Genomic DNA, 20,449 nt, shown 5'->3' on the forward strand with positions numbered 1-20,449 from the left:
GAGCTCAAGCCGATGATCGATCGGACGTTCCGCACGAAGACGGGCCCCGAGTCCACCGGGCTCGGAGGTTCCTCTCTGGGGGGCCTGGTGACGCTGCACCTGGGCCTGAAGTACCCGAACATCTTCCGGCGACTGGCGGTGGTGTCCCCCTCGGTGTTCTGGGCCAACAAGGACATCCTCGCGCGGGTGAAGGCGCTGAAGAGGAAGCAGCCCTTGAAGATCTGGGTGGACATCGGCACCGAGGAGTCCAAGGGGAGCCAGGAGACAGTGGAGGACACCCGGCTGCTGCGCGACGCGCTGGTGGCCGAGGGCTGGGTGCTCGGCAAGGACCTGAAGTACCTGGAGGTGGCTGGAGCCGTGCACACGGAGACGGCCTGGGCCGAGCGCATTGGCGATGTCCTCAAGTACCTCTACCCCACTCCGTGGAGCAAGCCGGCACCCTGAGGCGAATGGCGGGCGCTCCCGCGGGGCTCCGCTCCATGGGCTTCAGGCTGGCTCAATGAAGTTCAGCCGGTACCCGTCCGGGTCCGTGAGGAGGATCTCTCGCGTGTGCCAAGGCTGAAGGGTGGGCCCGTCCACCTCCACCCCGAGCTTCAGCGCTCGGGCGAGCACCGCATCGAGCCCTTGGGGGCCTGCTCGGAATCCCACCAGCATGCCGAGCCCCCGCCGTCCCTGAAGGGCCGCACCCGCGGGGGTGGCCACCAGGTAGACGTCTCCGCCCTCGCCCCATCTCAGGCGGATGAAAGGGGGCTCGGCCTGCAACCGCTCAAAGCCAAGTGCCTCATAGAACCGTGCCGAGCGCTCGTCGTCAGACACGAGCAGCTTCACGAAGGCCGCCATCCCTGATTCGCTTCCCATGAGCGGTGTCTAATGGAGGGGAACGATGAAGGCCAGCAGAGCGAAGGAACCGGCAGCCGGGAGCGCTGGGACGATGTCCGCCGAGCCGATCATGAAGGAGCTGGCCCAGGCCGCCGATCCCGAGAAGGCCGCATTCTTCCCGAGGTTCTTCAAGACGGGCCCGGGGGAGTACGCCGAGGGAGATCGGTTCCTGGGGGTGACGGTGCCGGAGCAGCGCCGCATCGCCAAGCGCCACCGGGACACGCCTCTCCCCGAGCTGGCGAAGCTGGTGGGCAGCCCGATCCACGAGCACCGACTCACTGGGTTCCTCATCCTCACCGAGCAGTTCCGCAAGGCGGACGAGGAGACTCGGGCGCGCCTCTTCGAGTTCTGCCGCAAGCAGCTGGCCGGGCTGAACAACTGGGATCTGGTGGACACGGTGGCGCCGAAGATCTTCGGAGAGCACCTGATCGCGCACCCGGAGCTCCGGAAGATGCTGCACACCTTCGCGAGGGACTCCTCGCTGTGGAAGCGGCGCATCGCCATCATCGCGACGCAGGCCTTCATCCGGCGCGGAGACTTCGAGGACACGCTGGCGATCGCGGAGCGCCTGCTCCACGACCCGCACGATCTGATTCACAAGGCCGTGGGGTGGATGCTGCGCGAGGTAGGCGAGCGGGATCTGCCTCGCCTGGAGGATTTCCTCAAGCGCCACGCCGGAGAGATGCCGCGGACCATGCTCCGCTACGCCATCGAGAAGCTCTCTCCCCAGCGCCGCCGCTCCTTCATGGAGCGGTGAGAGCCTGTCAGCTCCGGGTTGGCGGACCGGCGGGCGGCGCATGGCACGAGCCTGTCTGACAAGCGGACGGGTTCTGCGAGAACGCCTTCGGCACGCTCGCTCGCAGGCACTGTGCTTAGCAGCAGAAGAGGCTCACTTCCGCCCGTACTTCCTCATCGCTTCCATCAGCCGGTCGTGAGGCAGGGCGAAGATGCGGATGCCGTCCGCGCCCGTCATCATGTCCGCGGCGAGCATCGCGTTGAGGATGGCCTCCTGCGTCGCCTGCACCGTGGCCTCGAAGAGGGGGTTCATTCGCTCGTTGTCGAGCGTGGAGACCGTGGCGACCGGGCCCGGCGTGGCCGGGAGCGTGGGCTGGGTCGAGAAGGCCAGGAAGAGATCCCCGGAGCCATCCTCTCCCAGTCCGCCCATCTTGCCGATGCCCAGGGGAACACGCCGGGCCATCCGCTCGAGCTGGTGCGGCAGCAGGGGCGCATCCGTCGCCACCACCACGATGATCGAGCCCATTCCCTCGGGGAAGGACGGTAGGGACGCCCCCTGCTTCGTACACGCAGGCATGTTCGTGATGAGCGCGTTCGAGGGAGGCCGATCGCCCGTCGTGCACGCCTGAAGATCCGTGATCTCCTCCCCCACCGGGACGCCTGCCACCGTGAAGTGCCGGCGCTTGCCGTAGTTGCACTGCACCAGCACCCCGATCGTGTAGCCCCCCTGCGCCTCCGGGAGCTTGCGCGAGGCGGTCCCGATCCCCCCCTTGAAGCCGTGGCAGAGCATCCCCGTCCCGCCTCCCACCGAGCCCTCCGCAACGGGCCCTCGGCTCGCGCCGTCGAGCGCCTTGAACACGTGCTCCTGCCGGACGTGGAACCCGTCGATGTCGTTCAGGAGGCCATCGTAGGTCTCCGCGACCACCGGCAGGCTGAGCTCGAAGGAACGCTCCCGCTTCACGGCCCAGGCAATCATCGCGTCGCGCACCGTCCCCACGCTGGTGGTCGTGGTGAGCAACGTGGGGCCATAGAGCAGCCCTGACTCGTTCACCCAGTGGGTGCCCGTCATCTCCCCGTTGCCGTTGAGCACGTGAGTGGCCGCGAAGACGGGCGCCGTCTCGGCCTTGCCCCGAGGCCACACCACGGTCACCCCCGTGCGCACCGGCCCCCGGCCCACCACGAGCCGGCCCTGCCCGGAGAGGACGGTGGCATGGCCGACCTCGACGCCCAGGACATCCGTGATGGCCCCCAGAGGCCCGGACTGGCCCCCAAAGGGGATGCCCAGCTCACCCGCTCGGGCCTTTGCCGGAGTGGGCGGAGCCTGCGTCGGGGTGGGCGGCGTCTTCCTCAGAGGGGCAGTCGGCGCCGTCTTCACCGGGGCAGCCTGGGCAGCAGCGCTCCCAGGCAATCCCAGGAGGAACAGGGCAAGCAGAAGGGACTCGAGTGGGCGAGAACTCATGGCCGCCCCTCCTATCAGCGGTGTAGCGTGCGCACCACGCATGCTCCCCGAGCCCCTCCGCCGCGCCATCATCTGGGCCAGTGACTTCGTCTGGGGCCCGTGGACGCTGTTCATGCTCCTGGGAGCAGGCCTCTTCCTGACGCTCCGTTACCGCTTCGTCCAGGTGCGGCTCTTCCCGGAGGCCGCGCGGACGCTGGTGCCCGCCCAGCAAGAGGGGGCCCGCGGGGCACTCTCCCCCTTTCAAGCCTTCATGACCGCCCTGGGAGCGTCCATCGGCACGGGCAACATCGCCGGTGTGGCCACGGCGGTGGTCTCCGGCGGCCCCGGCGCCGTCTTCTGGATCTGGGTCTACGGCTTCTTCGCCACCGTCATCAAGCTCACGGAGGCCATGCTCGGCATCCGCTACCGCTCCATCCAGGGCGGACACGTCTCCGCCGGGCCCATGCACTACCTCAAGGAGGGGCTCCGCTCGCCCACCCTGGCGTGGATCTACGCGCTGGTGGCGGGAGTCGCGGCGCTCACCACCACGCCCTTCACCCAGCCCAACTCCATGGCCGTGGTGCTGGAGAGCCAGTTCCGCATCCCCACCTGGGCCTCGGGAATCGGCATCGCCGTGCTGGCCTGGCTTGTCATCATCGGCGGCGTCCGCTCCATCGGCCGGGTGGCCGAGAAGCTCGCGCCCTTGAAGGTGGGCCTCTATCTGGCGGGCGGACTGTGGGTCATCCTCTTTCACGCCGGGCAGGTGCCGGAGGTCTTCGCCCTCATCTTCCGCGAGGCCTTCTCCATGGAAGGAGCCCGAGGCGGCGCGGCGGGCGTCGGGGTGATGGTCGCCATGCGCTACGGCCTGGCCCGCGGCATCTACGCCAACGAGGCCGGGTACGGCACGGCGGCGGTGGCCTACGGCAGCGCGCGCAGCGAGCAACCTGTCCAGCAGGGGCTCAACGCGGTGATGGAGGTCTTCATCGTCTCCTTCGTCACCTCCTCCATCAGCGCCCTGACGATCCTGGTGAGCGGCGTGTGGCAGTCGGGGAAGACGAGCACGGCGCTGGTCGCCTCGGCCTTCGACACGGCCCTCCCCGTGGGAGGCTGGGTGGTGGCCTTCTGCTCGTTCCTGTTCGGCTACACCACGCTCACCGGCTGGGCGTACTACGGCGAGCAGTTCCTCGAGTACATCGGGGGCAAGAGGATCACGAAGCCCTACCGCTGGGTGTACTGCGGCCTCATCTACTTCGGCGCCGTGAGCAAGCCCGAGCTGGTGTGGGCGTGGGGAGATCTGATGAACGGCCTGCAGATCTTCCCCAACATGGTGGGCATCATTGGCCTGTCCGGCGTGGTGGCAGCTGCCCTGCGAGAGCGGCAGAAGTCCCGAGCACTGGGGCCCCAGGCTCCCGGTCCCTCCAGCTCGGGCCCTCCCCTTCCTTGAGCCGCCCTCTGGTGCCTCAGGCCGCCACGGCGGCCCCCTGCACGAGCCCCTCGTAGCGCAGCGGGATGCCGTCCTCGGGAGCCAGCGTCACGTGGCGGCGAACGGGCCGGACGGGCCGGTCGTGCGCCAGCGAGAAGCGGTGGGCCGCCAGCAGTGAGCCCAGCGCCACCTTCATCTCGTAGAGGGCGAAGGCCGCGCCCAGGCAGCGCCGGGCACCACCGCCAAAGGGCATGTACTCGAAGGGAGAGAACTTCCGCTCCAGGAAGCGCTCCGGCCGGAAGCGCTCCGGCTCCGGGAAGACCGTCGGGTTGGAGTGCGCCTGGGTGATGGAGACCATCAGCCCCATGCCCGCGGGCAGCTTGTGCCCCTTCAGCGCAAAGGGAGCGCGCAGCTTGCGGTTGACGAGCGCCACCACGGGGAACATTCGCAGCGTCTCGTCGCACACCGCCCCCAGGTAGGGCAGCCGCGCCAGGGCCTCGGGCTCGGGCCGAGGGCCCAGCAGGCTCAGCTCCTGCTCCAGGCGCTCCTTCGCCCCGGGGGTGCGGTGGAGCCAGTACACGGCCCACGCCATGCCGATGGCCGTGGTCTCGTGCCCGGCGACGAGCAGCGTGCGCAGCTCGTCCTTCAGCTCCGCGTCGGACAGGGGCGGGCCCGCCTCGTCTCGCGTGGCCAGGAGCAGGGAGAGGATGTCCTCGCGCTGCTGGCTGTCCGCACGACGGAGCCCGATCTGCTCCGTCAGCAGCCCGTCCAGGGCCTCTGCGCTCCGCTGGAAGCGCGCCCAGGGGCCTCTTCCGCCGAAGGAGCGCCGCAGCGGCGGGGCCATCGCAATGGGGAGCGTATAGGACTGGCCATAGGCCGTGATGACCTCCTTGAAGCGCCGCACCCGCTCCGCCTCGTCGACGCCGAAGACCGCACGGATGATGATCTCCAAAGAGATGGCCTGCGTCTTCTCCAAGGCCACCAGCGAGTCCCCCGGGCGCAGCCCCTCCAGGGTGCGCAAGACGATCTCCTGCATCCGAGCGCCGTAGGCCCTCATTCTCTCGCCGTGAAAGGGGGGCATCAGCAGCCGCCGCTCCCGCTTGTGGCGCTCTCCGCTGATCAGCAGCATCGAGTTCAAGCCGACCAGGGGCTCGAGCACCGAGCGCGACAGCGGCTCGAAGATCTCCGGGTCCGCGGAGAAGATCTCCCGCACTCCCTCCGGATCTCCGGTGACAGCGACCGTGCCCATGGGCAGCTGGGCCAGGTAGGGATCGCCATAGCGCTGAATGCACTTGCGGACGAAGCCCGCGGTGTCCTTGAGGAAGTGAATCGACTGGAGCACCTTGGTGCGTGGCCCTCGAAGGGATAGGGACATGCGGGGACCTCGTGGTTCGACAGGAGCGAGAAGGATAGCCGCCCTCTCGCCCCGATACGACCTGCCGCGCCTCTACCCCGCGCGCCGCCGCCGGACCGAGCGGCGCATGCCGTCCAGCCAGCGGCCATGCACCCGCGCCGCCCGGGCCCGGACCAGGATGCGTCCCCCTGCGCCCAGCCGCTCCTCCACCGTGAGGCCGAGATCACCAGCCACCTCGTCCGCTGCCATCGCGCCGGTGAGGGCGGCGCCCTCCATGTAGCCCTGCGCGTCCAGGCTGGTGTGCTCGCCACAGAAGTGGAGGTTGCCCACCCGCTCGATCTCCGCACCCGCGATCGTCGTGAACTGACCCACTTTGTATGCGGAGTAGCTGCCCAGCGTGAGCGGGTAGCTCGGCCAGTGCATGCGCGCCACGGCGCCATTGGCCGCGGCCTTCACGCCCGGGAAGACGCGATCGAAGCTGTCGAGGAACTCCACCGCCTTCTGCTCGGGGGTGCCTTCTCCGAGCGACAGGCCCTTCTGGCCTCCCGTGTACTGGGTGATGATGCCGGCGGTACCCGGCTGCTGGCGGCTGGTCTCCCAGGTCTGATCATAGCCGGTGTCCGCGTAGGTGCTCCCCTCTGAGAGGTGCTGCGCCTGGCGCCACGGACGCGAGGAGAAGCCCACCATCAGCTTCGTGTTCGTGCCGTACCCCAGCTCCGTGATGGCCTTGCGCTTCACCGCTGGTAGCTCCACCTGGAGATCCACCTGCCTCAGCAGGGTGAACGGCAGCGCAAGCACCACATGGTCCGCCTTCACCTCCCGGGTGCCACCAGGCGTGGAGAAGGTGAGCCGGTAGCGGAGATCGGACAGCTCCTTCACCGCCACCAGCCGATGCTCCAGCTGGAGCTGCTCGGGATCCAGCCGCTCCGCCAGCCGGCGTGGGAAGACATCGTTGCCCTCCTTCGCGTGGAAGCGCTCGTCGGATTCACCGAAGAGCTCCAGCCGGGTGGTGTCGGTGGAGATGAAGGTCAGCAGGTTGAGGCTGTTGCACTCGTCCGCCTCGAGGCCGAACTCACCCACGTAGGCCAGCTCGATGAGCCGGCGCACGGGATCTGTCGCCGGGATGTCCGCGCTGTCCAGCCACGCGCTCAGCGAGAGCTGGTCCAGCGCCTCGGCCCCATTGGGTATCTGATAGGTGACGTACTCCTCCGGATCCAGCAGCGACTCGAGCGCCGCGTCCACGCGCTCCGCGATGGGCGCGAAGCCCTGGAGGATCTCCTCCTCGGTGAGCCTCCGCCCGCCGAAGAAGGCCACCAGCTGGGACAGGTTCGGATCCTCCTGCGCGTAGTCCAGCAGCTCGATCTCCAGCTCCTGGGCCAGGTCGTGCATGGTGAGGTGGCCGGTGTCGATGAGCTCTCCGCCCAGCTCTGCGTGCTGGCCGTCGGGGAAGACGTCCCGCACCGTGAACATGCGCCCACCCACTCGAGACGAGGCCTCGTAGACCTGGGCCGTGACGCCGAGCTGCTTCAACCGGTGCGCGCAGTGCAGCCCGGCCATCCCTCCGCCCACGATCGCCACGGTCTCCGACTCTTCTCCGCAGGCCGAGAGCATGGCGGCTCCCGCCACTCCCGTGGAGAGTTGGAGGAATGCTCGACGATCGAAGCGCGCGCGCTCACGGTGCTGTGCGGCATATTCGGGCACAGGCAGGCCCGCGGCGGCAGCTCGCCGAGCGGTGCGCAGTGCACGCAGGACGAAGTTCATCAGCTGGGTACGCGCCATCAGATTCCTCGAGATGTTGGGGGGGGACCCGAACTCTGACACCTCACGGAGGGAGGCGTATCGGTCGGGTGGACACGCGTGTCGGACGCCCCGCCGCACTCCGCTACCTCGGGGTCTGAGAAATGGCGAAAAACATCGCAGGGTGGCTGGGGTGCTGCAGCTGGGGGCCTCCTGGCCTGTATGCTCTGGGAAGGCGTGTAACCTCGAGCCGTGTTCATCCGTAGAGTCCCATGGAGGCACTGCCATGAAGCCAGCCCTGAATGTCGAAGCTCCCGCCGCCCGGCGGCTCCCAGTGGACGGGATGGCGCCCACCCACGTGGAGACTGCCACCTTCGCGGTGGGTTGATTCTGGGGACCTGACGCCCGGTTCGGGTGTCTTCCTGGAGTGGTTCGGACCCGCGTGGGCTACACCGGAGGGACCCAGCCCGATCCCACCTACCGTCGCCTCGGGGACCACACGGAGTCCTTCCAGATCGACTACGACCCCACGCGGATCTCCTATGAGACGCTGCTGGGGTCCTTCTGGAAGGAGATCGATCCCACCGAGCGTCCGTACAGCCGCCAGTACATGTCCGCCGTGTTCTACGCAGACGAGGCGCAGAAGCGGCTGGCGCTCGCGACCGGGAGGCAGGCCGTGGCGGGAAAGAGCGGGCCCCTGCTCACGCCCGTCCTCCCACTGGGCACCTTCTACCGGGCCGAGGACTACCACCAGAAGTACTACCTGCGCCGGTACACAGCCCTGATGCACGAGCTCGCGGGCTACAGCGAGCGGGAGTTCGAGGACTCCACGGTCGCCATGTGGCTCAACGCCTGCGTGGACGGCCACTGGAAGCAGGAGGACCTGGAGGCCGAACTCGAGCGCCTCGGGCTCTCGGAGGCGGCTCGGCTGCAGATGCGGCGGCTCGTTCAGGCGGCCCTGGGGCACCGCCGCCGCTGAGGGCGAGGGCGGGCACCAGACCCGGTGTGCCGTCCTGCGGCGGAATCAGGTGCGGCTCGAGCCTCTCCGGCGGCGCGCCGCCAGGTACCGCGCCAGGCCCAGGAACAACCAGGGCCAGAGCACCACAGCGGGGGCAGCCTGGCAGCCACAACCACTGTCCGGATTTTCACCGGGTGGTGGCGTTGTGTTGCCCGCGTCGGGTGCCTCTCCAGGTCCCGCATCGACCCTCGGACCCGCATCCGGCGGATCGTCCGGCCCGGCGTCCACGCTCGCGTCCGGCATCTCTTCCGGGCCTGCGTCCGGCACCTCCTCCGGGCCTGCATCCACACCGGCATCCGGCGGCTCTCCCGAGCCTGCATCCACACCGGCATCCGGCGGCTCTCCCGAGCCCGCATCCACACCCGCGTCCACACCTGCGTCCGGCACACCTGCATCCGGTGGACCGGGAATCGGGAGCGATGACCGGGCGATGTAGATGGCCGTCCCCCACTCCACCTGATCATTGTCCTGAGGCGCGAGCCCAGCGACGAAGGCAACGTCTCCCCGCGAGTTGATCATCGGAGAGCCGGCAAACACGGGATTGGCAGGCGTCTCCTGGTCCACGCGAGCCGTTCCCAGATCCGAGGGGAGGAGCTGATGCTCGCTCACCACGCGCTTCATCTCCTGCCCATCATGCACCCACACGGCACGCAGGCCCGCGCTGTCGATGGCTCGGAAGACGACCAGTCCGCTGTCATTCATATCGGGAGGAAAGAACTCCATGTCGCGGATGCCATTCTGCCCATCCTGCGCGAGCACCCTCAGCGCGGTGCCATCCCACAGCCAGAGCGTGACGCGGTTCGCCTGGTTCGCGTCCTTGGCCGTGCCCAGGAAGGCAAGCTGCCCGTTGTTGTTGAGGGCAGGTGCCACCGACGCGAAGCGGAAGATGGGAGAGGAAGGATCCCGCCCTCGCGACTGGGCGATGCGCGTCGACGTCCCACTCGCGTTGAAGATCCGGAGCTCCTGGAAGTACTCGCCGGAGGCGGGAGCGAGATCTCCCACGCCCGCCATCTGTCCCCGGTCGTTGAGGGTGGGCGAGTAGAGAAACTCGTAGGGGCTCGTTCCATCGAGCGTCTTCTCCTTGGCCAGGAACTTCGCCTCGAAGCCCGTGCCCTTGGGAGACACCACGACGTAGGCCCTGAAGCCCGAGATGGTGGCGCGGAACCCCATCTGTCCTGACTCATTGAGCCACAAGGAGCTCCAGTCCGTGGCGCCGACGGGCTCTCGGATGATGCGGACCTGGCTCGGCGTCGTGGCCTTCAGCAGGTAGATGCCGTTGTTGGTGGCGGTGGCCGCGCCGGTGACGGCAAACGCGATGTTCGCGTCCGAGTTGAGGCCCGGATCTCCCAGGAGCGTGTCCTCCCCGAGCTCCGGGAGCAGGTAGATGCGGCTGCCCTGGCCGCTCCTTCCCCACCACACGGCCCTGCGGCCCTCGGGGGTGATGGAGAACCGGAAGGCGACCTGTCGATCCTGGGTGATGGGGACATGGAGACTGCCCGGGAGCAGGTTGCCCGGATCCACGTTGTAGGCGCCACCCGGGTTCCCCAGGAGGTTGGTCCGCGCCTGGAGCTGAAAGGTGTAGTTCGGCAGCTCCGCCCAGGCCGGCACCGCCAGCGTGAGCATCGCGAGCACTGCCCACGCACCCTGTCCTCTCACGGAGGGTTCCCGGAACTGTCTCTGCCTCGCTTCACTCATGGATGCACCTCTCGTTGCCCTCAGGCCCTGCAACGTACCACTGGCCGATAGGCCCTGTTCGAGGGGCTCAGCGCGGCTTGGAGGCTCGCCGGAGTGCGTTACAGGCGGGGGCGAGTCCCAGCTCACAGCCTCTCTGGAACAGCGACTTCGCGCGCTCCGGGTTCCTCTCCACCCCATTGCCCTGCATGTGGGCGAAGCCCAGGTTGAGGCACCCTCCCGGCATGGCCGCGTTGCAGGACTTCTCGAAGAGGGCCACGGCCTTCTTCTGGTCCTGTTTCACGCCGGTGCCCGTCATATAGGACACGCCGAGCGTGCTGCACGCGGACATGTTCCCCTTCTCGCAGCCCTTGTCGAGGAACGTGGCAGCGCGCTCCGGGCTCTTCTCCACGCCGGTGCCGCGCGAGTAGGCGAGCCCGAGGCTGAAGCAGCCATCGGCATGGCCCGCGCTGCAGGCCTTCTCATAGTAGGAGGCAGCCTTCACCGGATCCTGCGGCGCATGGAGCCCCGTGCTGTGGGCCAGCCCCAGGTTGAAGCAGCCCTTCGGATCGTTCGCCTTGCAGGACTTCTCGAAGAGGGCCACCGCCTGATTCGGGTCCCGCTTCACCCCCTGCCCCTCCGCATAGGCGATGCCGAGGTTGTTGCACGCGTCCAGGTGCCCCTTGTCGCAGGCTTTCTGGAAGAAGGTGGCAGCGCGAGCGTCGTCCTTCGTCACGCCCCCGAGCCCCTGCTGGTAGACCAGCGCCAGGTTGAAGCACTCCCCCGCGTCGCCCTTCTTGCAGCCCTTCTCGTGGGCCTGCGCCTGGCGGGAGAGCTCCTCCTTCCCGAAGAAGGCCTCCGCCTTCGAGGCCTCTTGCTGCGCGGCGCCGCGCGTGGCCAGCAGGACGATGGCCAGGCAGAGGCCGCTCACCCATGAGCGCCGACCTCCCCCGGTTCCAGAGCGAAGCATGTGACACACCTCCCGGGCCTGCGGCCCGTTGTGGAAGAGCGGTAGCGCCAGGGAGCATAGTTCAAGCGGAGTACGAAACCGGACCTTCGGCTCCGGCCGCTTTGTCGGGCGACGGGCATCCGCTGGGGAATCTCGTCTCGAACCTGTTCATCGGCGGAGAAGAGTCCGAGTCCGGCCTGGATTTGTGCGGGGCCGTGCTCCAGCAATGCACGGCGCATCGCTCGCCTCGGGCGGTGGTCGCGCCTTGCACCGAGGAGGTACCCGTGTCATTCCCGCTTCTCAAGACCCGCTGGCTGTGGCCCTGTCTTGTCTCTCTGGGGCTCTTGGCCTCGGCGTGTGCTGAAGAACCCACCCTGGAATCCCAGAGTCCCGAGAGCGAGGGCTCCACTGCCGAGAACCCCGCCGCGCTGAGCACTGCGGGCCGCTACATCATTCGATACAAGAACTCGATCGGGCTCCGGAGCGAGCGAGGCCTTGCCGCACTGGAGAAGCAGGGCGCACAGGTGAAGGTGGAGCTGGGGCCGCAGAACGCGGTGGCCGCCCAGCTGAGCTCCTCGCTGCTGGCCTCTCTGCGAGGCAACCCGGACATCGAGTCCATCGAGCCGGATCCCGTGCGTGTCCCCCTGGCGCAGCAGATGCCCTTCGGCATCGACATGGTGCAGGCGCCGCTGGTGTGGCCGCAGGGCTCGGCGACGAGCCGCAAGGTCTGCATCATCGACTCAGGGCTCTACGTGGCCCACGAGGACATCCAGGACGGCAGCGTCTCCGGGTATCCGTCCGACTGGAGCACCGACGGCTGCGGCCACGGCACGCACGTGGCCGGCACCATCGCCGGGCTGAACAACACGCTGGGCGTGGTGGGCGTCAACCCGAATGGCATCTCGCTCTACATCGTGAAGATCTTCGGGAACGACTGCAGCGCTTCGTTCGGCTCCTCCATCGTGGATGCGCTCAACCGCTGCAAGGCGAACGGCGCCAACGTGGTGAGCATGAGCCTGGGGGGCCAGTTCCCCAGCTCCACCGAGCGCGATGCGTTCCAGGCCGCCTTCAACGAGGGCGTGCTCTCCATCGCGGCGGCCGGAAACAGCGGGGACACCTCCTACAGCTACCCGGCCTCCTACCCCTCGGTCATCTCGGTGGCGGCCATCGACGCCAGCAGGCAGGTGGCCTCGTTCTCCCAGCGGAACGATCAGGTAGACGTGGCCGCTCCCGGTGCGGGCGTGCTCTCCACGTGGCCGGCTCAGGAGAACTCTTCGGTCAGCGTGAGCGGTGTCAGCTACGTGGCCAATGGCCTCGACGGCTCCAGGCGCACCACGGGCGTCACGGCTCCGCTGGTGGACGGCGGCCTGTGCGACAGCGCCGGGAGCTGGAGCGGGCAGATGGTGCTCTGTGAGCGCGGCACCACCACCTTCGCGGACAAGGTCAGCAACGTGCAGCGCGGCGGCGGTGCGGGCGCCATCATCTTCAACAACGTCCCGGGCTCGTTCAAAGGGGGGCTCGGGCAGGGCACGAGCACGATTCCGGCGCTCTCGATCTCCCAAGAGGATGGCCAGTTCCTGCGGGCCAACCGCCTCGGGACCTCGGCGACGGTGGTCAGCCAGGTGACCAAGCCGGCCAGCGGCTACGAGCTCCTGGACGGTACCTCCATGGCCACGCCGCACGTGTCCGGGGTGGCGGCGCTCGTCTGGAGCGTCAACCCCGCGTGGACGAACACGCAGATCCGGCAGGCGCTGGAGAGCACGGCGCAGGATCTCGGCACCGCGGGGCGGGACAACTCCTACGGGCACGGGCTGGTGCAGGCCAAGGCGGCGCTCGACTTGCTGATGGGCAGCGGCAATGGCGCGCCCACGGCCGCATTCTCCCACTCCTGCACGGATCTCAGCTGTGGCTTCACGGATGGCAGCACGGACGCAGACGGCACCCTCACCGGCTGGAGCTGGAGCTTCGGCGATGGCACCACCTCCAGCGCGCGCAACCCCAGCCACACCTACGCGGCCGCGGGCCTGTACTCGGTGTCACTGACCGTGACCGATGACGACGGGGCCAGCCACACGGTGACGAGCACCGTGAACGCCGGCAACGTGGCGGTTATCGAGCTCGAGGCGGAGGCCTACGCCCTCGGCACTTTCCTGCACGGTGTGGACCTGTACTGGTCGGGAGCCACGGGGACGAACGTGGACCTCTACCGGAACGAGAGGAAGGTGACGACCACCGCCAACGATGGGTACCACGGGGATTGGATCTGGTTTCCGACGGGCTCGTCCTACACCTACAAGGTCTGCCAGACGGGCAGCACGACGACCTGCTCCCCCACGGTGACGGTGACGGCCAGCGCCATGCCGTAGGCGAGCCAGGCATCGGGCCGGGTGCCCCAGACTGGGGCACCCGCCCTCTCAGCAATCCTGTGGCTCAGTCTCGGCGGTAGAGCGTCATCACACACGCGCCGCCCAGCCCCAGGTTGTGCTGGAGGGCGATGCGCGCATCCTCCACCTGGCGCTGCTCAGCCTGGCCCCGGAGCTGCCACACCAGCTCCGTGCACTGGGCCAGCCCCGTGGCGCCCAGCGGGTGCCCCTTGGAGAGCAGGCCGCCCGACGGGTTGGTGACGAACTTCCCGCCGTAGGTGTTGTCCCCGTCCCAGATGAACTTCTCGGCCTCACCCTCCTTGCACAAGCCGATCGCCTCGTAGGTGAGCAGCTCGTTGGCCGTGAAGCAGTCGTGCAGCTCCACCACGTCCACGTCCTCGGGGCCGATCCCGGCGCGCTCATACAGCTGCTTCGCCGCCTTCGCCGCCATGTCGAAGCCCACCATCTTGATCATGCTCTCCTCGAAGCTCGAGGGCAGATCCGTGGTCATGCTCTGCGCGGCGATGTAGACCGGCTTCGAGATGCCGTGCTTGCGCGCGAACTCATCCGAGCACAGCACTACCGCCGCCGCGCCACAGGTGGGCGGACAGCACTGGTAGCGCGTGAGCGGATCGAACACCTCCTCGGAGGCGAGGACCTCCTCCACCGTGAGCGGCTGGTTGAACAGCGCGTACGGGTTCTTCGAGGCGTGCTTGCGCGCCTTCTCCGAGATCTTCGCGAACGTCTCCCGCTTCGTCCCGTACCTCCACTGGTACTCGCGGCCCGCGCCACCGAACATCTGCGCCGTCAGCGGCCCGCTCGCAAACCCCTGCGTCCGGTTCAGCACGTCCACGTGCCGCTCGACCGGGTTCACCCGGTCATCGTACTTCGCGCCCAGCGCGCCCTTCTCCATCTTCTCGAAGCCGAGCGCCAGGACGCACTCGGCCAGGCCGCCCTCTATGGCCTGCCGCGCCAGGTAGAGCGCGGTGGAGCCCGTGGAGCAGTTGTTGTTGACGTTGATGACCGGAATGCCCGTCAGCCCCAGCCCGTACACGGCCCGCTGGCCGCACGTGCTGTCGCCGTACACGTACCCGACGAAGGCCTGCTCGATCTCCTCGTAGCGGATCCCGGCATCCTGCAGCGCGGCGCGGCCCGCCTTGGCCGCCATCACGTCGTACTCCTCGCTCGCCCCCGGCTTGGCGAACTTGATCATGCCCACACCGGCGACATTGACTCGACGACCCATGACTCGTCTCTCTTTCGTGATGCGCGTCAGACCAGATTCTTGAGGAACCCCAGCCGGTGGGCGACCCGGACATCCCCATCCACCCTCAGCTTACTCCGCTGAAACAGCTCCCGAGCAGCCGTGCCCTTGGCCAGAGCCAGCAGAGCCTCGTCGGCCAGCGTCAGCGTTGCCGTGGCTCCAGCCTGCGTCCCCTCGGACACGCTGCCGGGAGCGGAGCGGAGATCCACCACCCAGGCGCTCTCGGGGGAGGTGAGCTTGAACTGGACGAGGGCGCCCACCTCAGCAGCCAGCTCGGGGCTCTTCGCCAGGCGCTCTCGCAGCGCCTTGAAGATGGCGGGAGCAGACGCCGGGCCGCTGCTCTTCGAAGCCTCCCCCTTGGGCGCGTCCGCCTTCGGAACACTGGCCGGATCGATCTTCGTGAGGAAGTTCAGCTTCTGGGACGCCATCACGTTGCCGGAGACCTTGAGCTTGCCACCGAAGTACAGCTTCTGCGGATCGGCCTTGCCCGAGGTCATCGCCATGAAGTCAGCGTCCGTCAGCTCCAGGGTGCAGTCCGCCTTGCCCACCGCGCCCTGCGCCACGCTCCCCTGCCCGTTCTTGAGGTCCAGCGTCCAGGAGCTCTCCGGCTGGGTCAGCTTGAACAGGTAGACATTGGCCACCTTGCCCACCAGCTCCGGGTGCTTCTGCACGTAGTGGCCGATGGCCGCGAACACGTCCGCGCTGGCACTGCCCTGACCCGCGGCCGGAGCAGCGGCGGCAGGCGCCTGGGCCTCGGCCTTGGGCGCCGCGGAGGGCTTGGGCAGCTCGGTGTGCAGCTCGATGGCGGCGTTGCTGATCACCACCCTGTTGCGCTCAAGCACCTTGCACCGGAAGAGGATCCGCGAGTCGGACTCCTTCCACATCTCGGTCTGCAGCGTCTCGCCCGGGAAGACGGACTCGGCGAAGCGGACCTTGATGCTCTTGAAGTAGCGCGCATCACTGTCGCGGAAGGACTTGAGCACGTGCCGCACCACGTGGCCGAAGGTGCACAGGCCGTGGAGGATCGGCTTGGGGAAGCCGAACGTGCCGGCGAACTCGGGATCGGCGTGCAGTGGGTTCCAGTCCCCGGACAGCCGATAGAGCAGCGCCTGGTTCTCGGAGGTCTTCTCGGCTACCACGGCGTCCGGCTCGCGCTCCGGCGGCACGTTGACGTCGCTCGCGGGGCCGCGGTCGCCGCCCCAGCCGCCGGCGCCCCGGACGAAGATGGTCATCTCGTTGCGGACCAGCTCCTCGCCGGTGTCCGCATCGAAGGTCCGGATGTCGGTGACGACGAGAGCGTTCTTCCCCTTGTCGAAGATGTCCTTGATCTTCCCCTTGTGGCGCAGCTTCGCGTGCGGGGGCAGCGGCCGGAGCAGCTCGGTGTACTGCTCGCCGTGCAGCACGCGATCCAGGCCGTAGTTCAGTCCCGGCGCCTGCTTGCCCTCGGCCACCAGCTTGAGGACGGCGTTCACTGCGGGGACCACGGCATAGCTCGGCAGGGCCTGGAAGCCCTCCGAGTGGTTCTCGTAGACGAACCGCAGCTCCTTGGGGTTGAGCGGATCGCGCGCCGCGCCCACACCCAGCGCGTAGAGCGAGAGATCGCGCTCGTCATACGCCGTGGTGATGGGCGGGAACTCGAAGCCCAGGGCAGCGTCGACGTCGATGAGCTCATTGCCACCCCGGCTCTTGGTGCCGAGGTTCTCCATCACCGGCTGCGTCGCCTCGGCGACGTCCGCGGGGAAGGTGGCCTTCCCGAAGTCGGTGAGCCGCTCCCAGTTATTCTGGACGAGCTCGGGGGTGATGTTGCGCCCCAGCTTGAAGCGGACGCCCTCGGTGCGCTGCCAGCGGAGCTTCGACATGAAGCCGCCGCCCACCTCGAACAGCCCGCCATTCTCCTGGCTGTCCTCGTGGCACAGCACAGCAACCAGGGGGCTCACGTACTCGGGCTTGAGCGCCTCGGTGACTTCCTTGGGGAGGATGGTCTCCGTGAGCCGCGAGCCGGCAATGGGGGCGACTACGTTGACGAAGACGTTCTTCTTGGCGCCCTCGTGCGCCAGCGTGCGGGCGAAGCCCACCAGGCCCAGCTTGGCCGTGCTGTAGTTGGCCTGACCGAAGTTGCCGTAGAGGCCGGCCGCGGACGAGGTGAAGATGATGCGGCCATAGCCAGCGTCGCGCATGTGCGGCCAGGCGGCATGGGTGACGCGGAAGGCGCCGAGCAGGTGGACGCGGTAGATGAGTTCCCAGTCCTGCTCCGTCATCTTGTGGAAGGTGGTGTCGCGCAGGATGCCGGCGTTGTTGATGACGATGTCCACGCGCTTGAAGTGATCGAGCGCCGCCTGGACGATCTTCGCGCCCTCCTCCACCGAGTCGTAGTTGGCCGCGGCCTCGCCGCCAGCAGCCTTGATCTCGGCGACGACCTTGTCGGCTGCCTCCGAGGACTTGCCGCCTCCGGTGGCGGAGCCTCCCAGATCGTTGACGACGACCTTGGCACCGCGGCTGGCCAGCAGCAGCGCGTGTGCACGCCCCAGGCCCTGTCCAGCGCCGGTGACGATTGCGACCCTTCCATCGAAGCGAAGTTCGTTGGCCATTGATTTTCCTGTCAATGCGTCAGGACGGTTCTGACAGCCAGCCGGGCGAGCGTCAACCGGGCCCCCCGAATGGAAGATTTCACGGAGGGTGTCAGAGAATGAGCAGGGGTACCGCCCTCTCGCCTCACGGCGCTGAGGCCGAACCACAGTATGCTCGAGCAGGAAGACTTCGAGCTGGCAGGAGGTTACCCACTGTCATGATCAAGGTACGTCCGACAGCCGTGGCCGGATCGTTCTACCCGGGAGACCGGGATCGGCTCGCCGCCACCGTGGACGGGCTCCTCGCCAGTGCTCCCCAAGGGACGGGGAAGGCTCCCAAGGCGCTCATCGTTCCCCACGCCGGTTACCAGTACTCGGGGCCCATCGCCGCCTCGGCCTATGCCCGGCTCCGGGGTGCCTCCTCCTCCCTTCGCCGCGTGGTGCTGCTGGGCCCCGCGCACCGCGTCCATCTTCGGGGCCTGGCGCTCCCGGATGTGGAAGGGCTGGCGACGCCGCTCGGCATTGTCCCGGTGGACGAGGAAGGGGCGGCCGTCGTGTCCCGGCTCTCCCAGGTCACCTCCTCCGCACTGCCACACGCCCAGGAGCACTCCCTGGAGGTGCAGCTCCCCTTCCTCCAGCGCGTCCTCCCTGGCGTCCCGTTGGTGCCGCTCGTGGTGGGCTCCGCCAGCGCCGAGCAGGTTGCGGAGGTCATCGAGCAGCTCTGGGAGCGCGAGGACACGCTCGTCCTGGTCAGCTCGGATCTCTCGCACTACCTCCCCTACGACGAGGCGCGCGCGGTGGACCGCGAGACGGCCGACCGCATCCTGGCGCTCGACGCCGAGCACCTCGACACCGAGCAGGCCTGCGGGGCCATTCCCATGAGCGGCCTGCTGCTCGCGGCCCGGCGCCGTGGCCTGCGGGCTCAGGAGCTCGACCTGCGCAACTCGGGCGACACCGCCGGTGACCGCTCCCAGGTGGTCGGCTACGGTGCATTCGCCTTCGACACGCCCCAGGAGACCGCATGATGCGTGGCCCGACGCTGCTCGCCCTCGCCCGCGCCGCCGTGGATGAGTCCCTCGATGGCCCGCAAGTCGAGGTGCCCTCACAGCCCTGGCTGGCTGAGCCCGGGGCCTGCTTCGTGACGCTGCGCAAGGAAGGCGAGCTGCGCGGCTGCATTGGCAGCCTCGAGGCCCACCGATCGCTGGCGGCGGATCTCATCGACAACGCCCGGGGCGCCGCCCACCGCGATCCGCGCTTCTCTCCGCTCCAGCGCAATGAGCTGGACGTCGTCCGCTTCGAGGTGAGCCTGCTGTCACCGCTCGAACAACTGGAGGTGAAGACGGAGGCAGCGGCCATCGCAGCGCTGCGCCCAGGCCTGGATGGGGTGCTCTTGCAGTGGGGGCCCTACCGCGGGGTCTTCATCCCCAAGATGTGGAAGCAGCTGCCGGATCCGTTTGAGTTCCTCGCCTTCCTGCGCCGCAAGGCGGGCCTGTCGCCCGAGGCATGGTACCCGGGCACGCAGCTGTGGCGCTTCACCGCCGAGGATTGGGTAGAGCCCGACCTGCGCAGTTGAGCGCCTGTACTCCAGCGGACGTCCCACGACTGGGACAGATGCCATGGCGTGGGGAATCCCCACCTTATGAGCCGCCATGGATCTGTCCCGTTCCTCACAGGTATCGCCCCGGACCGTCTGGACGGTGGGGTTGCATGCGCTGGCCATCGCGGCGCTGGGGCTGGTGCTCTACCGTCTGCGCCCGATGCTGGCGCTCCTGGCCGTGTCGCTGATGATGGTGCTGGCGCTGGAGCCGCTGGTGGGCCTGTTCGAGAGATGGGGGCTCAAGCGCGGCTGGAGCGTGATGCTGTCGCTGATCTCGCTCCTGGGCCTCTTCACGCTGATCGCGCTCTCCGTCGTCCCCATGCTGGTGGATCAGGTGAGCCACCTCGTGGAGGCGCTTCCCGGCTTCGTCACCCAGGTGCGAGACTCGGCATGGCTGCGCTCGCTCGACGAGCGCTTCAGCGTGTTGGAGTCCCTGGAGCGCGAGCTGCCGAGGGTGTCCGGGACGATCGCAGGCCCGGTGATCGGGGTGCTCAGCTCCTCGCTGGGAGTGCTCGTCACGGGGATCACCGTGCTCACCCTCACCGTCTTCGGGCTGCTCGCAGGTGAGCAGCTCTTCGAGCAGGGGATCCTCTGGATCCGGCCGGACCGGCGTCCGGAGCTCCGGGAGCTGCTGCTGGACATGAACCGGGCGGTGAGCGGCTACCTCGTGGGGGTGTTCCTCATCTGCGCGCTGGGGGCCGTGGTGACGGGCACCGTCACCTGGGCGCTCGGCGTCCCCTACTTCCTGGCGCTCGGGCTCATGTACCTGGTGCTCGGGTTCATCCCGTACATTGGCAGCCTGCTGGTGGCCCTCACCGTCTCGCTGACCACGCTGGCGACGGTGGGCTTCCGGCGCGCGCTGATCGCGCTGGCCCTGTTCCTCATCTACCAGCAGATCGAGGGCAACGTGCTCCAGCCGCTCATCCAGCGGCGGACACTGAAGATGAACCCGCTGCTCATCGCCATCGTCGTCATCGCGGGAGCCCTGGGGATGGGGGTGCTCGGCGCCGTGCTGGCGCTGCCGCTGGCCGCGGCGCTCCAGGTCCTCCTCCAGCGGGTCCAGGAGCAGCGCAACCGCCAGTGGGCTCGCGAGCTCCCGGCCCCGGCACCTGCGCCAGCAGCACCGCCCCCGAGCGACGACACCGAGGAGCCGCTGCACCACTGAGCCGCGCTCCGTCAGACCGACACTGTCTCGAGGCTCCTCGTCGCCTCGGCGCTCACCGTCCTTGGGCAACTCGCGGCGTTGAGGCAGCATCGGTCTATGTCCGTCCTTGCAGATCTGCGCGCCCGCCGTGAGGCCCTCATTCGAGAACACTTCGAGTCGGAGAACCGCCACGACTTCGATGCGACGCTGGCGACGTTCCACCACCCTCGCTACGAGCTCGTCGCCACGGGTGACGTGTACGACGGGCCCAACGAGGTGATGCGGTACTTCAAGGAGTCGCGCGGGGCGT

The 20,449-nt window shown here is 68.3% G+C and carries 15 protein-coding genes and 2 pseudogenes; 9 read left to right on the forward strand and 8 right to left on the reverse strand.

Annotation, left to right across the window (positions count from 1 at the left end; translation table 11 throughout):
* A partial coding sequence (locus VD972_RS44235; protein WP_324995965.1) for an alpha/beta hydrolase-fold protein occupies positions 1–444 on the forward strand: 444 nt, incomplete at its 5' end.
* A gap of 42 nt (positions 445–486) precedes the next feature.
* On the opposite strand, the gene VD972_RS44240 is transcribed toward VD972_RS44235, so the two are convergent.
* Complete coding sequence (locus tag VD972_RS44240) at positions 487–858, reverse strand: VOC family protein (protein WP_324995967.1); 372 nt, start codon at positions 856–858, stop codon at positions 487–489.
* 25 nt (positions 859–883) lie between these two features.
* Between VD972_RS44240 and VD972_RS44245 the strand changes: the two genes are divergently transcribed.
* Entirely contained in the window at positions 884–1,636 is a 753-nt protein-coding gene (locus VD972_RS44245; RefSeq protein ID WP_324995969.1) for a DNA alkylation repair protein, read from the forward strand.
* Between the two features lie 132 nt (positions 1,637–1,768).
* On the opposite strand, the gene VD972_RS44250 is transcribed toward VD972_RS44245, so the two are convergent.
* On the reverse strand, positions 1,769–3,073 hold the full coding sequence (locus VD972_RS44250; protein WP_324995971.1) for a P1 family peptidase: 1,305 nt from the start codon (positions 3,071–3,073) through the stop codon (positions 1,769–1,771).
* A gap of 40 nt (positions 3,074–3,113) precedes the next feature.
* On the opposite strand from VD972_RS44250, the gene VD972_RS44255 reads away from it, so the two are divergent.
* Positions 3,114–4,496, forward strand: coding sequence for an amino acid carrier protein (locus tag VD972_RS44255; RefSeq protein ID WP_324995973.1), 1,383 nt, complete (start codon positions 3,114–3,116; stop codon positions 4,494–4,496).
* Positions 4,497–4,512: 16 nt separating this feature from the next.
* On the opposite strand, the gene VD972_RS44260 is transcribed toward VD972_RS44255, so the two are convergent.
* Complete coding sequence (locus VD972_RS44260) at positions 4,513–5,850, reverse strand: cytochrome P450 (protein ID WP_324995975.1); 1,338 nt, start codon at positions 5,848–5,850, stop codon at positions 4,513–4,515.
* A gap of 72 nt (positions 5,851–5,922) precedes the next feature.
* The gene (locus VD972_RS44265) at positions 5,923–7,608 is read right to left on the reverse strand and encodes an NAD(P)/FAD-dependent oxidoreductase (RefSeq protein WP_324995977.1); all 1,686 of its coding nucleotides are present in this window, start codon (positions 7,606–7,608) and stop codon (positions 5,923–5,925) included.
* A 358-nt stretch (positions 7,609–7,966) separates the two neighbouring features.
* Between VD972_RS44265 and VD972_RS44270 the strand changes: the two are divergent.
* Positions 7,967–8,545: pseudogene (locus tag VD972_RS44270) on the forward strand (peptide-methionine (S)-S-oxide reductase MsrA); the annotation flags it as partial.
* Positions 8,546–8,590: 45 nt separating this feature from the next.
* On the opposite strand, the gene VD972_RS44275 reads toward VD972_RS44270, so the two are convergent.
* Together VD972_RS44275 and VD972_RS44280 are read right to left on the reverse strand one after the other, a co-directional pair.
* Complete coding sequence (locus VD972_RS44275) at positions 8,591–10,240, reverse strand: MXAN_5453 family MXYO-CTERM-anchored protein (RefSeq protein WP_324995979.1); 1,650 nt, start codon at positions 10,238–10,240, stop codon at positions 8,591–8,593.
* A 106-nt stretch (positions 10,241–10,346) separates the two neighbouring features.
* Positions 10,347–11,186 carry a tetratricopeptide repeat protein gene (locus VD972_RS44280; protein WP_324995981.1) on the reverse strand — a complete coding sequence of 280 codons (840 nt, stop codon included), beginning with the start codon at positions 11,184–11,186 and terminating at the stop codon, positions 10,347–10,349.
* 302 nt (positions 11,187–11,488) lie between these two features.
* Between VD972_RS44280 and VD972_RS44285 the strand changes: the two genes are divergently transcribed.
* The gene (locus VD972_RS44285; RefSeq protein ID WP_324995983.1) at positions 11,489–13,570 is read left to right on the forward strand and encodes a S8 family serine peptidase; all 2,082 of its coding nucleotides are present in this window, start codon (positions 11,489–11,491) and stop codon (positions 13,568–13,570) included.
* A gap of 64 nt (positions 13,571–13,634) precedes the next feature.
* On the opposite strand, the gene VD972_RS44290 is transcribed toward VD972_RS44285, so the two are convergent.
* Positions 13,635–14,813 carry a lipid-transfer protein gene (locus VD972_RS44290; protein WP_324995985.1) on the reverse strand — a complete coding sequence of 393 codons (1,179 nt, stop codon included), beginning with the start codon at positions 14,811–14,813 and terminating at the stop codon, positions 13,635–13,637.
* Between the two features lie 26 nt (positions 14,814–14,839).
* Entirely contained in the window at positions 14,840–17,419 is a 2,580-nt protein-coding gene (locus VD972_RS44295) for an SDR family NAD(P)-dependent oxidoreductase (protein ID WP_324995987.1), read from the reverse strand.
* A gap of 197 nt (positions 17,420–17,616) precedes the next feature.
* Between VD972_RS44295 and amrB the strand changes: the two genes are divergently transcribed.
* From amrB to VD972_RS44315, 4 genes and pseudogenes are all read left to right on the forward strand, one after another.
* A complete protein-coding gene (gene amrB, locus VD972_RS44300) occupies positions 17,617–18,423 on the forward strand; it encodes an AmmeMemoRadiSam system protein B (protein ID WP_324995989.1) in 807 nt (268 codons plus the stop codon).
* A complete protein-coding gene (gene amrA, locus VD972_RS44305; protein ID WP_324995991.1) occupies positions 18,420–18,971 on the forward strand; it encodes an AmmeMemoRadiSam system protein A in 552 nt (183 codons plus the stop codon). Before amrB ends, amrA begins: the two co-directional genes overlap by 4 nt.
* Before the next feature lie 76 nt (positions 18,972–19,047).
* The gene (locus VD972_RS44310; protein ID WP_324995993.1) at positions 19,048–20,160 is read left to right on the forward strand and encodes an AI-2E family transporter; all 1,113 of its coding nucleotides are present in this window, start codon (positions 19,048–19,050) and stop codon (positions 20,158–20,160) included.
* 96 nt (positions 20,161–20,256) lie between these two features.
* A pseudogene (locus tag VD972_RS44315) lies at positions 20,257–20,449 on the forward strand (hypothetical protein); the annotation flags it as partial.

Source organism: Hyalangium sp. (assembly GCF_035629615.1).
Lineage (GTDB): Bacteria > Myxococcota > Myxococcia > Myxococcales > Myxococcaceae > Hyalangium.